The 12,966-nt window shown below is 72.3% G+C and carries 12 protein-coding genes; 7 read left to right on the plus strand and 5 right to left on the minus strand.

The window, feature by feature from the left end; genetic code table 11:
• Position 1 precedes the first annotated feature (1 nt).
• From AB0I15_RS45940 to AB0I15_RS45955, 4 genes are read left to right on the plus strand one after another with little or no spacing between them, the layout of a single operon-like run.
• The gene (locus AB0I15_RS45940) at positions 2-301 is read left to right on the plus strand and encodes a hypothetical protein (RefSeq protein WP_358111351.1); all 300 of its coding nucleotides are present in this window, start codon (positions 2-4) and stop codon (positions 299-301) included.
• Positions 298-4,434: a toxin glutamine deamidase domain-containing protein gene (locus AB0I15_RS45945; protein WP_358111354.1), complete on the plus strand. Its 4,137-nt coding sequence runs from the start codon at positions 298-300 to the stop codon at positions 4,432-4,434. The genes AB0I15_RS45940 and AB0I15_RS45945 overlap by 4 nt, the downstream gene beginning before the upstream one ends.
• A 19-nt stretch (positions 4,435-4,453) precedes the next feature.
• Positions 4,454-4,738 carry a YrhB domain-containing protein gene (locus AB0I15_RS45950; protein ID WP_358111357.1) on the plus strand — a complete coding sequence of 95 codons (285 nt, stop codon included), beginning with the start codon at positions 4,454-4,456 and terminating at the stop codon, positions 4,736-4,738.
• Positions 4,735-4,974, plus strand: coding sequence for a hypothetical protein (locus tag AB0I15_RS45955; RefSeq protein ID WP_358111360.1), 240 nt, complete (start codon positions 4,735-4,737; stop codon positions 4,972-4,974). Before AB0I15_RS45950 ends, AB0I15_RS45955 begins: the two co-directional genes overlap by 4 nt.
• Before the next feature lie 37 nt (positions 4,975-5,011).
• On the opposite strand, the gene AB0I15_RS45960 is transcribed toward AB0I15_RS45955, so the two are convergent.
• Positions 5,012-5,902: a diacylglycerol kinase family protein gene (locus tag AB0I15_RS45960; protein ID WP_358111363.1), complete on the minus strand. Its 891-nt coding sequence runs from the start codon at positions 5,900-5,902 to the stop codon at positions 5,012-5,014.
• A gap of 98 nt (positions 5,903-6,000) precedes the next feature.
• Between AB0I15_RS45960 and AB0I15_RS45965 the strand changes: the two genes are divergently transcribed.
• Positions 6,001-6,741: a phosphatase PAP2 family protein gene (locus AB0I15_RS45965; RefSeq protein WP_358111366.1), complete on the plus strand. Its 741-nt coding sequence runs from the start codon at positions 6,001-6,003 to the stop codon at positions 6,739-6,741.
• Positions 6,734-7,435, plus strand: a complete 702-nt coding sequence (locus AB0I15_RS45970; protein WP_358111369.1) for a phosphatase PAP2 family protein — start codon at positions 6,734-6,736, stop codon at positions 7,433-7,435. The genes AB0I15_RS45965 and AB0I15_RS45970 overlap by 8 nt, the downstream gene beginning before the upstream one ends.
• Here AB0I15_RS45970 and AB0I15_RS45975 read toward each other — a convergent pair.
• On the minus strand, positions 7,428-8,636 hold the full coding sequence (locus AB0I15_RS45975) for a cytochrome P450 (protein WP_358111371.1): 1,209 nt from the start codon (positions 8,634-8,636) through the stop codon (positions 7,428-7,430). The genes AB0I15_RS45970 and AB0I15_RS45975 overlap by 8 nt on opposite strands.
• 139 nt (positions 8,637-8,775) lie before the next feature.
• Complete coding sequence (locus tag AB0I15_RS45980; RefSeq protein WP_358111462.1) at positions 8,776-9,453, minus strand: GntR family transcriptional regulator; 678 nt, start codon at positions 9,451-9,453, stop codon at positions 8,776-8,778.
• A 162-nt stretch (positions 9,454-9,615) separates the two neighbouring features.
• Between AB0I15_RS45980 and AB0I15_RS45985 the strand changes: the two genes are divergently transcribed.
• Entirely contained in the window at positions 9,616-10,395 is a 780-nt protein-coding gene (locus AB0I15_RS45985) for a Stf0 family sulfotransferase (RefSeq protein WP_358111374.1), read from the plus strand.
• On the opposite strand, the gene AB0I15_RS45990 is transcribed toward AB0I15_RS45985, so the two are convergent.
• On the minus strand, positions 10,376-11,017 hold the full coding sequence (locus AB0I15_RS45990; protein WP_358111377.1) for a DUF5825 family protein: 642 nt from the start codon (positions 11,015-11,017) through the stop codon (positions 10,376-10,378). The genes AB0I15_RS45985 and AB0I15_RS45990 overlap by 20 nt on opposite strands.
• Entirely contained in the window at positions 11,014-12,954 is a 1,941-nt protein-coding gene (locus AB0I15_RS45995) for a RiPP maturation radical SAM C-methyltransferase (RefSeq protein WP_358111380.1), read from the minus strand. The genes AB0I15_RS45990 and AB0I15_RS45995 overlap by 4 nt, the downstream gene beginning before the upstream one ends.
• Positions 12,955-12,966: the final 12 nt, after the last annotated feature.

A 12,966-nucleotide genomic window follows, 5' to 3' on the forward strand; every position in this document is an offset into this window, starting at 1 on the left:
CATGGAGCGGTCTCAGGTCGAGGCCGGGCTCAAGGGCTGGCAGGGGCACACAGCCGGACTCGGTGACGCCCTGCGCGACGCCACCGCCCGCATCGAACGGCTGAACGCCGCCGCCCCCTGGGGTGGCGACTCGGCCGGGCAGGAGTTCCACCGGGCGTACTCGGCCGAAGGAGGGCCCGACACGCTCATCGCCTGGGCCGGGCAGCTCACGAGGAACCACGAGGCCACCGGCGAGGACGTACGGCAGACCGTGGAGACCACGAGCGAGGCCGCCTCCACGCCGAGGGGCGATCGGGTGTGAGCGTCCACGCGGGGGCGGAGCACAACCGCAGCACACCCGTCACCAGCCCGCCGGGCGGTGGCGACGACACGATCGGCAGCGGCGGCTACGCGACCGACGTCACGCCGGCCTGGGGGAAGGGCGCGCCCGAGTGGGTGGACGTCCTGATCTCGCTGGTGGCGGCCGGGCAGATGTGGCCGGAGGGCAGCGAGAAGGGCCTGGCGGAGCTGGCGGTGGCCTTCAACGACCTGTCACGGGCGGCGCTGGCCGGGCAGGACGTGAGCTCGCGGGCGGCGATGCTGGACGGGTGGTCGGGCGCGTCGGCCGACGCCTTCCGCGAGCACACCGACGAGCTCGCGTCGGGGGAGACGGGGCTGGCGGGGATGGCGCGGGCCGCTCGGGCGTACGCGCTGCAGCAGGACTCCTTCGCGCGCGCCACGCAGTACGGCAAGCTGTCCATCAACGTCGGCTACTGGATCACGGTCAGCGCGGCCGCCGTCGGGGTCATGGCGAGCTTCCTCACCGCGGGCGCGACCACACCGCTGCTCGCCGCGTACGCGCAGCGGCTGCGCACCTTCCTCGACCAGGTGTTCGGCTCCCTGGAACGGGCGGCGGGGGCAGGGCGCGGGCTCACGGCCGTCGCGCCGAAGCTCGCCGCCGTCCAGACGGCCCAGTTCGGTGGGCGGCAACTCGGTCAGGGGCTGCTGGCCAGGGCGGTCACCAGCCACATGCTGCGCGAACTGCCGGAGGAGGTGGGCGAGGGCCTGCTCATGGACGGGCTCGCCCAGCGGCGGCAGATGGAGCTCGGGACACGTACGAGCTGGGACACCCGCATGACGACCGCGAACGTCCTCGGCGACGCGACCGGCGCCCTGCTGGCGTCCCGGATCGCGCCCGCGGTCTCCAAGTACGTCTCCGGCCTCCCCGGCCTGCGCCACCTCGACACCGCGGCGGGGGACGCCGGTGGGCTGGCGAACGTCCTCATGCGGTACCCCACCAAGGCCGCGAGCGCGGCCGCCACCAACGTGCTCGTCTCGGCCCCGGCCGGGATGATCTCCAACGGCCTCGTGTACGGCACCTGGCAACTCCCCACGATGGAGGGGCTGGTGGGCAGCATGGCGGCCGGCGCCGGCCGGGTGGGCACCATCAGCCCGCTCAGCACCGACGTCCTCTCCGCCCTCGCCAACCCGTCAACGGCCCTCGCCCGCGCCGAATCCACCGCCCTGGCCCAAGACCCCATCCCCTCGCCCCCGGCACCCACCGCCGCCGGCTCCGGCCAGGGCGGAATCCCCCAGAACCCCGCCACCCACGGGGCCGGCGCAGTCACCCCGACGGCAACCACCCCACCCACCCCGGCCGGCGACGCACACGGGACCGGTTCGACAGGCACCCCCCAGCGCAACGGCACCATCCCGACACCGCCCGGCACCCCCACCACGCCGACCCAGCCCGCACCACCACCGACCACCACCACCCAGGCAGGCGCCACACCCCAAGGCCCAGCACCGGTCACCGCCCCCAGCGGGCCGGGGCAGACCGGCACGGCGTCGCAGGGCGCGCCATCGGGCACAGCGTCCGGCGGGCCGACGCAGGCGAGCGCAGCGTCGCAGGGTGCGCCATCGAGCTCCGCGCCCGGCGGGCTGGCGCAGGCGGGTGCGGCCCCGCAAGGATTGGCATCGGGGACTACCCCCAGCGGGCCGGCGCAGGTCGGCGCGGCTGCCGGCACTCCGGCCGCCGGGACGGGTGCGCCCGCGACCCTGGCCCCGGCGGCGGCTGGGCCGACCGCCCAAGCCACGGCGGTGGCTGGGTCGCCCGCCCCGGCCACGGCGGTGGCTGGGTCGCCCGCCCCGGCCACTATGGGGGCCGGGCTGACCGCCACGGCCGCCGGCGGCCATGTGCCGACAACTCCTGGCACCTTGGGTGCCGCGCCGAGTAGGCCCACCGGCGCCGGCACTGCCACCGGCACCGCCGCCACCACCGGCAGCGTGGCCACGGTGGTGGCGGGGGCGACCGCCACGGTCGCCGCTTCTGTGTCGGCGGCTTCTGGCGTTTCGAACGTGGCAGGGCCTGATGTGGGTGTTGAGGGTGGGGAGTTGGTGCCGTCCAAAGAGGCGTTGGCTTTGGCGCTCAGTGGGGTGGGCAGACCGTCCGTACCGAGGCTTGAGGGGATCGGGCCGGAGGTGGCGAGCGACATTGAGCAGGCGATGCGTGAGCTGGCCCGTGACTACCCGGACCTGACGCGCGCCCTCGGCACCGTCAGCACCACGGACCCGCACGGGAACTTCGTCACCCAGCCGGACCTGGTGGCCTACGCGGTCGTGGACGGCGGTGAGCGGGGTATTCACCTGAACCCCGTCGCCATGGCCGACCAGGTGCAGGCCGGGCGGGTGGAGGAGGCGACCGGGTGGACGGTGCCGGGTGGTGGGTCGGTGCGCGGTGTGCTGTACCACGAGGTGGGCGAGCACATCGCCGACCGCATCATCAGCGACCCCGGCGCGCGCACCGCCCTGAACGCCACCGTCTCCGCCGCGCTGGGCCGCCCGTACGACGTCACAGGCGTGCACGACCAAGAGACCGTGACCGCCGTCGAGTCCCGCCTGTCCACGTACGGCGCCACCACCCCCCGCGACCTGATCGCGGAGGCGTTCACCGAGTACAGGGCCTCGGCGACCCCGCGTCCCCTGGCCAGGGCGATCGGCGAGCTGATCGATCGGCTGCACACCAAGCACACCAAGCACACCAAGCACACCAAGCACACCACGCAGGCACACCGGCCACAGGACGCCGCGCTGACAACGCGCTCCCGCGAGGAGATCCATGCCCGCAGGCGTGGTCCCTCCGACGACCCGGAAGCGGATCCGGACCTGTGGGCGCTGCGGGCCATGGACGGGCGGATGAGCGAATCCCGCTATCGGGACGAGGACGCCGAACGCCAGGCAGGCAAGATCCTCCAGCGCATGGCGAGCACCTGGGGCCGCGACGGGACCCAGTGGCTGCTGGACACGTTCCGGGCGCGTTCCCCGTACGTGCGCGACGGCATCGTCTGGGCCGCCCGCCAGAACGGCGTGGCCGGCCCGACCGGCGAGCAGCAGTCAATGGCCCAGACGTCCGGGCCCCAGGGCCATGGCGGCCGGACTGGCCAGAGCGGCCGGCAGCAGGAGGCCGCCTACCAGGCCGAGAACCTGTACGACTCCCAGGCCGACCGGCGCCACTGGAAGGACGTCATGCGGGAGGCCGACCATCTCGCCCACCAGTACACGGCCGCCGACCGAGACCAGGACGCGGACGCGTTCCAGGACGCCATCGACGACGCCCAGGCGTTCGTCCGCCGTCACGGCCTGGCCGACGCCGACCGGACGCCCTGGTACAAGTTCAAGGGCGCGGCGGAGATGGACGACTGGATGGCCTTCCGCGAGAGGGAGGACACCAGCACCGGCATCGGCTTCATCAGCGAGATCCTGCTCTATGACTTCGACCTGGAGCCGGACGACCTGAAGGGCACCGGTGCCGCCGGGCAGAGTGGGACGAAGGGGTACGAGCCGCCGATCTCCGACCACGACGACTTCGGCAAGGTCAATGTCGAGCGCCGGACCAAGGTGCCCCTCGCCGGGCTGCGCCCGCAACGGGTGGAGGACTACGACAAGGCCTCCCAGCCGCTCAGCGAGGAGCACAAGGAGGCCATGCGGAAGGCGTACGGGGAGTTGCGGAAGTTCATCGACGACCTCGGCTCCAGGGAGATCAGGTTCGGCGACCTGCTCGCGATCATCAACAAGGTCAACCCGACCGGGCACAACAGGAACTGCCCGGAGACCAGCCTGGCCATCGACGACCTCCTGCGCGGCAAGCCGGCCGTGGCCGGGCCGCTGAACGCCGCGCCGGTCCCGGTCATCCGCACCACGATGGGCAGGCGGGCGATCGAGAAGCACATGCGGCTCAGCAGCCTCAAGAAGGTGGCGAAGATCTTGCAGAACGAGGGGCCGGGATCACGCGGTGTGGTGATCGGCTACAGCGGCTCCGGCATCGGGCACGTGTGCAACGTCCTCAACGTCAACGGCAACATCTACTACGCGGACGGCCAGCACCAGCGGGTCTACATCGACCGGCACCCCATGGAGGGCAAGTATCGCGAGTACGACTTCTTCCAGACCCGCTGAGAAAGGACGGATCACCATCATGATCGGCAAGGAGGAGGCCGAGCGGATCGTGCGCGCGTACATCGCGAAGGAACTGAGCGCAGTGGGGGAGGGGCTGGTCGTGCACGACGCGGCGACGGTGGAGCGGCCGTACGGGTGGTTCTTCACGATCACCACGGCGGAGTTCGTCGAGACGGGCGACCCCGGCACCACGTACGCCGGGCTGGGCCCGGTGCTGGTGCGGCGGGCCGACGGCGGCCTCGTCGAGTACGACTCCATGTACACCGGCGAGGCGGCGGCCGAGCACTACGAGGCGGGGCTGTGACGCGGCGGCGGCCCGCGATCTGCGACGCGTGCGCCAGGCTCCGGCAACGGGTCGACACGCAGGCGGCCGGCCGGTACGTCCCCTCCTGCGAGGCCTTCCCCGAAGGCGTCCCGGCGGAGATCTATGGGGGCGGCTTCGACCACCGGCACGAATACCCCGGCGACGGCGGTGTCCGGTTCGCGCTCCGGCCCGCGGCCGAGGGGGCGGTGCGGGCATTCGAGGGCCTGAACCCGTGAGCCAGGCCAGAACCCGGCGACGTCTTCACAACGCGCGCTAGGCGGGCGGCTCCGGTGGGAGGCAGATGGTCAGGGCGCCGGGGACGGCCTCGGCGTCGATCTTCGTGGTGGCCTCGCGCTCGCCGCCGTCCAGCTCGTACGTCAGCGGCGCCCCGAACCGGGCCGACACCTTCCTGGCCCGGGTGATCCGCACGAACGGCGACTCCTCCGAGCGCCCCGTGGCCATCCTGCCGATCACCCTGGCCCACTGGACCGGTCCCTGGGCGGTGGAGACCCCGACCTCCAGCCAGCCGTCGTCGGGCCGGGCGTCGTCGAACGCCTCGATGCCGCCCGCGATCGTGCCCACGTTGCCCAGCAGCAGGCAGCTCGCCTGGTCGTCGAACCACGTCGTGCCGTCGACCTCGATCGTCATCGGCACCAGCGGCCCGCCGACGTGCCGGACCGCCGCCCTGACGTAGCTCAGCTTGCCGAGCCGCCGCTTGGCCTGTCCGTCGGCGTCGGCGATCATCTCGGCTTCGAAGCCGGCTCCGGCCATCACCGCGAAATGCTCGCCGTTCAGCAATCCGAGGTCCAGCCGCTCCCGCCGCCCGTGGAAGCCGATCCGCACGGTCTCCTCGAGGTCGATGGGCAGGCCGAGGTTGGTGGCGAACAGGTTCCCGGTGCCCGCCGGGAGGATCGCCATCGGCACGCCCGAACCGGCCAGCACGTCGGCGCACCGCTGCACCATGCCGTCACCGCCCCAGACGAACACCAGGTCGGCGCCCTCTTTGAGCGCCTGCCGGACCTTCTTGCGGGCCTTCTTGCTCTTGGGGACCTCGTACCAGAGGAGCTCGCCGACGTCCTGCTCGGTGATGAGCACGCGCAGCCGGTCCAGGCCGGCGCCAAGGGTCTTCTTGCGATGCGCGACAACAGCCACGGTGGGGGACATGCCCTCCGCACTACCCACCTCCGCGGATTCCAGGCAGGAATCAATGCCGCGCCCCGGGGTAGCCGATCGCGAACGAGCGACGAGGGAGGGCCGTACCTGTGAGGCGTCAGTGGGGCAGGGGACACGAAGACCGGGACCGCGTCCTGGGGCTGCGGCTGACGCTGGCCAGCCTCGCGGTCGCGCTCGTCATGATCCCGTTCAGCCTGCTGCTCGTCGTGGCCAAGATGCCGGTCAACGAGCTGGACGCAGAGGTCGCCGCCGAGCTGCACGAGTACGCGCACGCCAACCCCCTGGTGACCCAGGCGCTGGCCGTCTGGTCGGAGGCGTTCGGGCCGTGGCCGTGGCGGATCGCGGTCATCGCGTGCGCAGCCTGGCTGCTCCACCGGGGCGCGCCGCGACTGGCCCTGTGGGCCCTCACCACCGTGACGGTGGGCGGGCTCCTCGCGCTCGCCCTCAAGATCATCGTTGCCCGGGCCAGGCCGCACCTGCCGGACCCCGTCGCGCTCGCGCCCGGCGACTCCTTCCCGTCGGGCCACACGGTCAGCGCGACGCTCGGCGCGGGAGTGATCGTCCTGCTCCTGCTGCCCAGGCTGCCCAGGTGGGGGCGGGGCGTGGCCTGGGCGGTCGCGGCGTTCCTCGCGCTGTCGGTCGGCTACACGCGGATCGCGCTCGGCGTGCACTGGGTGAGCGACGTGGCCGGCGGCCTCGTCCTCGGCGTGGCCGTGGTCGCCGCCACCACCGCGGCATTCGAGACGTGGCGGCGCGAGCAAGGCCGCAGGCCGGCCGCTCCGCTGGCCGAGGGAATGGCTCCCGAGCCCGAAAAGGTGACCCATGACTGAGCACAAGACCGAGCACGTGAAGTACTACGCGCGGACGCTCGTGTTACCGATGCTGCTGATGGCCGCGGTGACGTACGGGGCGGGGCAGGCCATCCTCGCCTGGCCCACCGGCGAGGCGGCCGTGAGCCGGGGCCTGGCGGCCGACCGCACCTCCCAGTGGAACACGCTGACCGACTTCGGCAGCAGCCTGTCGGACACCCCGTACATCGTGGCCCTGACGGCGGTGGCCGCGATCGTCTGCAGGCTGGCGTTCCACCGCTGGCGCGAGTCGATCTTCCTGGTGGCGGCCGTCTGGAGCCAGTCGCTCGTCTTCCTGGCCACCACCGAGCTCGTCGACCGGCACCGCCCTCCGGTGCCGCACCTCGACCCGGCCCCGCCCACCTCCAGCTTCCCCTCGGGGCACATGAGCGCCGCCGTCGCGTTCTACTGCGGGATCGGGCTCATCCTGACCCTGCACATCCGCGCCAGGGCGCTCCAGGTGCTGATCTGGGCGCTCGCGGTCGCCGCGCCGCTGGCCGTCGGCTTCTCGCGGTTGTACCGGGGCATGCACTTCGTCTCCGACGTGCTGTGGGGCCTGCTGCTCGGGCTCGCCTGCGTGGTGATGGCCGCCTGGGCGATCCTGTACCGGCGCGAGCGCACGTCGCCGTCCCGGCAGCCGGGCCGCCGTACGGCCGGGGCCGCGAAGGTCACCTGAGGAGGACGGGCAGCGTCAGGACGTCGTTGCCGATGAACGACGGCACCGGTCGTAACGTGCCCGGGTCCGCCGCCGGCCGGATCCGCGGGAACCGCCCGAACAGCGCGGGCAGGGCGACGTCCGCCTCGAGCCTGGCCAGCGGCGCGCCGAGGCAGAAGTGCAGGCCGTAGCCGAAGGCGAGGTGCTGGCGGTCGTGCCGGTCGATGTCGAACGTGCCGGGCGCCGGATTGACCCGCGGATCACGCCCGTGGGCGCCGAACGCGATCAGGATGAGGTCGCCCTTGGCGATGGTGACGCCGTCGCCGAGGTCGATGTCCGCGGTCGCGTAGCGCAGCGGCAGATGCATGACCGGCGACTGCCGGCGCAGGCTCTCCTCGACGACGTCGCTCCAGCGGCCGGGGTCGGCGAGCACGACGGCGCGCTGGCCGGGGTGGGTGAGCATGGCGATGATCGCGTGGTCGATGAGCGCGACCGTGGTCTCGCTGCCCGCGCCGATCATCAGGAGCAGGGTGCTGATCAGCTCTTCCATGCTGAGCCGGTCGCCGTCGTCCTGCTGGGCGGTCAGCAGCAGGCTCGTCATGTCGTCGCCGGGCTCGGCCCGCTTGGTGTCGATGAGCCGGTGCATGACGGCGTAGAGCCGCTGCTGGACGGCCGTGGCCTCCTCGACGGTGATCGTGTTGTCCAGGACGCGGTCGATGGCGCCCAGCATCGCGGGCCGCTGCTCGTCCGGCACGCCGAACAGGTCGCAGATGACCTGGCTCGGGATGCGGTACGCGTAGCGGGCCCGCAGGTCCACCGGCTCGCCGGCCGGCACGGTCGCGAGCTCGTCGAGCAGCGCCGTGACGATCCTCTCGACGGCGGGCCGCATCGCCTCGATCCGCCGGGCGGTGAAGGCCCGGCCGACCAGGTCTTTGAGCCGCTTGTGGTCGGCGCCGTCGGCGGTGAGCATGCTGACGACGTCGACCCAGGCGGTCAGCCAGGCGATGGCGAAGGGGCGGTAGCCGGGCCAGGACCTGCGGGCGTCCTTCGAGACGCCGGGATGGGTCAGCAGGTGCTTGACCACCTCACCGCGGCTGACCGACCACGCGACCAGGTCGCCGGGGAGCCGGACGAGGACGGCGGGACCGGCCGCGCGCAGCCGGTCGACCTGCTCATGGAGGTGGACACCGGTGGTGTCGAGGATCGTGGGCGAGCCGGTCACGGGAACCTCCTGCGTGCACGAGGTGGATTCACCTTATCGCGCGGTCCTCGGCCGGTCAGCGGGCCAGATAGGCCGGCCAGCCGCCGAAGTGCGAGATCTCCGGGGCGCCCGCCACCGCGTACGGCCAGGAGCGGGGGGCTCACCGCGGAACTCCCCGGTGCAGGGCCATCTGCGTGATGGCGCGGGCGGCGCGGCGTTCGACGATCTCCATGGACTCGCCGACGTGCCGGTGCAGCGCGGTGAGCGCCTCGTCGAGGTCCTTGGCCAGCACCAGCTCCACGATGGCCAGATGCTCGGCGCTGGAGGTGGCGATGCGGTCGGCGGTCAGGAAGTCGTACATGCGCACGTGCCTGATCCGGGCGTTGACCGTCTCCAGGGCCTCGGTCAGCGCGTCGTTGCCCGACGACCGCAGCAGCGTGACGTGGAACTCCTCGTCCAGCAGCACGAACTGCGGGTCGGGATCGGGCAGGTCCTCGGTGAGCTCGCGCCATTGGTCGCGCAGCGGTTCGAGCAGCGCGACGTCGTGCCCGGCCACCTCGGACTCCCGCACCCTGGTCAGGCCGCGCAGTTCGAGCGTGATGCGCAGCTCGTACAGGTCACGCAGACGGGACAGATCGGGTACGGCTACGTAGTAGCAGCCGTCCTCGCGCACCACCAGCCGGTCGCTCTCCAGGCGCACGAGCGCCTCGCGGACCGGGGTGCGCGAGACGCCGAGCTCTTCGGCCAGATGCTTCTCCATCAGCCGGGTCCGCACCCCGAACTCGCCGACCATCACCCGGCGGCGCAGCTCGTTGTAGGCCCATTCGCGACGGGACATCTCCACTCGGGCCTCACCTCCTTCGCGGTGGCTTCATGGGACCAAGCGGGTATTTCCGACCTGTTACCGCTCTGTGAAGACACGTGTGTATACACGCGTGCATGTACGCGGCCCGAGATCACGGGGCGGCGTGCCCGGGCGGCGAAGTGGTAGGTATGAGGAGTGGCGCCTTTCTTCCGGACCAACAGCCCGGAATTCGACTTCCCGCCCTACTCCGGTCTGCCACCGATCCGCTACGTGCTGGCCGCCGCGCCCCGCTCGGGCAGCAACATGCTGGTCCGCACGCTCTGGCACACCGGCCGGGCGGGCTTCGCCGACGGCTACCTGACCGACACCCACGTCCTCGACTACTTCGAGCGCTGGGGCTTCGACACCGCCGACCCGGCGGGACTGGTCAAGGACTACGTCCGCAGGCTGATGACCGTCCGGACCAGCCCGAACGGCGTCTTCGGCATCAAGGTGCACGGCGAGCACCTGCCGGGGCTGGAGGCCGACATCGACGAGCTGCTCATGTCGCCGCGCTACCTCTGGCTGCGCCGCCGGGACCGGCTCAGGCAGGCCATCTCCCACGTCCTCGCCGAGCAGACCGGCGTCTGGATCGTGGACGGCGTCTACCTGTCCACCAGCCGGCCGCACTCCGAGCCGCGCTACGACTACGGCGAGATCCGCCGCCACCTGAGCCGCCTCGACGCCGAGACACGGGTGTGGGAGCAGTATTTCGCCCGCCGCGGGCACACCCCGCACGTCGTCTTCTACGAGGACATGCTGGCCGACCACCCCGGGACCGTGCTCGGCTGCCTGCGCCACCTGGGCGTGGAGCCGCCCGACGCCCTGCCGGACCCGGGCATCAAGCGCCAGTCGGGTCAGGTCACCGAGCGCTGGGTGGAGTGGTTCGAGCGCGACAGCGCCCGGCGCGAGCCCGTCATGGGATCGTCGAGCTGAGCGGCCAGCGCCTGATCCGGTACGGCGTCCACCACACGTACCGCCCGGCTCGGTGCAGCAGGTCGGTCCGCAGGTAGTGCTCGATCACCGCCGGGGGGAGCGCCGCCGCCGGCACGCCGCGCAGCAGCGGCGCGATCGACTTCTCACTGTTCGGGTTGCGCAGCACGAGCCGCTTGAACGAGCCCGTCCGGCGGTCGCGAACCTCGATGAAGCCGGGGCCCAGCCGGTAGCCGCACATGGCGACGTGGAAGGTGGTGCGCCACTCGGCCGCGATGCGCTCCCCGTCCGAGCCCGCCGACACGGCGGCCGGCGGGTAGAGGTGGCTGAGCGGCCGCCACCGCGCGGCCTCGATCCCGGCCGGCAGCCGGATCGTCCAGTCGACGGCGATGCCGTGGCCGGTCAGCTCACGGACGGCGCAGAGGGCGGCCACCGCCGTGGCGCCGTCCGGGTCCTCCAGGTCCACCAGCTCGTCCAGCCGGGCGAGCTGGACGCCTTCGCCCGCCAGCCGCGCCACGGCTTCGAGGGGGTCGCCGGTGAGGTCGGCGCGGCCGGCGTACACGCCGGGGACGCGCTGGGCGGCCGGGTCACGTTCCCGCCACAGCTCCATCGGCACGGCGCTCATCGGGCCACCCCCGCCACCACCATGGAAACCCCGGCCGCGGCCGGCTCCGCCAGCGCCGGTACGAGGGGCGCGCCGCGGCCCAGGTTCTCGCCGTCGAGGCGGAGCAGGTCCTGGTTGGCGACCGCCGGCGCGACGTGGACCGCCTGCCCGCCGTCGCGGAAGATCAGCCCCAGCGCCCGCCAGCGCGCCAGCAGCTCCTCGACGCGGCCCTCGGTCACGCCGTCGTGCCGGGCGGCGGCCTTGCGGGTGAGCCCCGCCGGGCTGTGCGGCGTGTCGAGCAGCCGGAACACCGTCACCTCCAGCGGGTCCACCAGGTCGAGCAGGTGCCAGGAGAAGCCGGGCCGGGTGTCCACGAGCACGATGTGGTCGCCCAGGTCGCAGTGGGTCAGGCGGCTGCGCGGATAGGCGTCCTTCCAGGCCGCGACGGCCGCGCGCAGCCGGTCGAGGCAGCCGCCGCCGATCCCCTGGTGCGGGGAGTCGAAGACGTAGACGAGGTCGGACAGCTCGGCCTCGGGCAGGTCGTAGATGTGCCGGTACTGCGCGGCCGGGCGCAGCTCGCCGAAGCCCAGCTCGGGCCGGTCGAAGTACGGGCTGAAGCGCTCGACCTTGAGCCGGGTGGCGTTCGACGGCGGCATGAGGTGGTGCAGGGCGGGCGCCTGGTCGATCACGGTGTCGTAGTCGGCCTCCAGCTCGCCGGGGAAGCCGTACAGGTAGTTCCAGTTCAGGTTGATGCCGACGGTCTCGGAGTCGCGCAGCAACCGAACGTTCAGGCAGCCGCTCACGCCCTTGTCCATCAGGGTGAGCACGTGGCTGCTGAGGTTCTCCACGCCCGGCTGCACGTAGCTGATCCCGGCCGCGCGCAGGGTCTCCAACTGGTCGCGGCGCAGGTTCGCCTTGATCTCGTAGCCGATCCGCAGGTCGTAGCCGGACTCCTGGAGGCGCGGGGCCATCGAGGACAGGTAGGCCATGTCGAGGATGTTGTCGGTCACCCACACGTCGAGGATCCGGTGCCGCTCGGCCAGGCCGAGGATCTCCTCGACGAAGCGGCCGGGGTCCTTGCTGCGGAACTGCATGAGGGAGCCGTTGAGCCCGCAGAACGTGCAGTGGTGTTTCTCGCCCCACCAGCAGCCGCGCGATCCCTCGACCGTGAGCCGCGGCTCCACCCAGGAGCCCGCGACGGAGCGTGCGTGCAGCTCGAAGTAGTCGCCGAAGTCGGGCGGGACCAGCGCCGAGGCCGGGAGCGGCCGGGCCTCCACCGGGTTCGTGACGGACGCGCCGTCCGGCCCGCGCCAGCACAGCCCGGCGATGCCGCCGACCGGCCCGCCGGTGCGGATCGCCGTGAGCAGGTCGGGGAAGGTCAGCTCGCCCTCGCCGCGCACCACGTAGTCGACGTACGGGAAGTTCCGGTGCATCGCCGCGCCCTGCGGCCCCTCGCAGTTCGGGCCGCCGAACACCGTGACGACGTGCGGCGCGAGCGCCTTGATCTCCCGCGCGGCCGCGAGGGCGGCGGCGTTCTGCGCGAACGTGGCGGTGAACCCCACCAGGTCGGGCCCCGTGGCCACGATCCGGGCGGCGATGTCCTGGATGTAGCGGGGCGCGAGCTCGTGCAGCTCGGTCGCCTTGGCGAGCATCGGCTCCGGCACGCTGCCGCCGAGGAACTCGGCGAACTCGGCCACCTTCCACCGGGGCCGCTCGTTCAGCGCCGCCGAGAAGATCCACTCGCTGTGGCCGGAGAAGTAGGAGCTGACGAACGTGTCGTACTCCTCGAACGAGAAGCCGACGTGGGCGTCCACCCAGTCGATGTAGTCGAGGTTGGCGTGGACGACGTCCACGACGTCGTCAGGGAACACGTCGAGGACACGGCGCTTGAGCACGCCGAGCGAGAGCGACGGCGCGTCGACCGTCGACCACGGCATGTCCACCAACACGATGTGCATGGTCTTGCCCCT

The organism is Nonomuraea sp. NPDC050643, assembly GCF_040654715.1.
In the GTDB taxonomy this organism is placed as follows: Bacteria; Actinomycetota; Actinomycetes; order Streptosporangiales; family Streptosporangiaceae; genus Nonomuraea.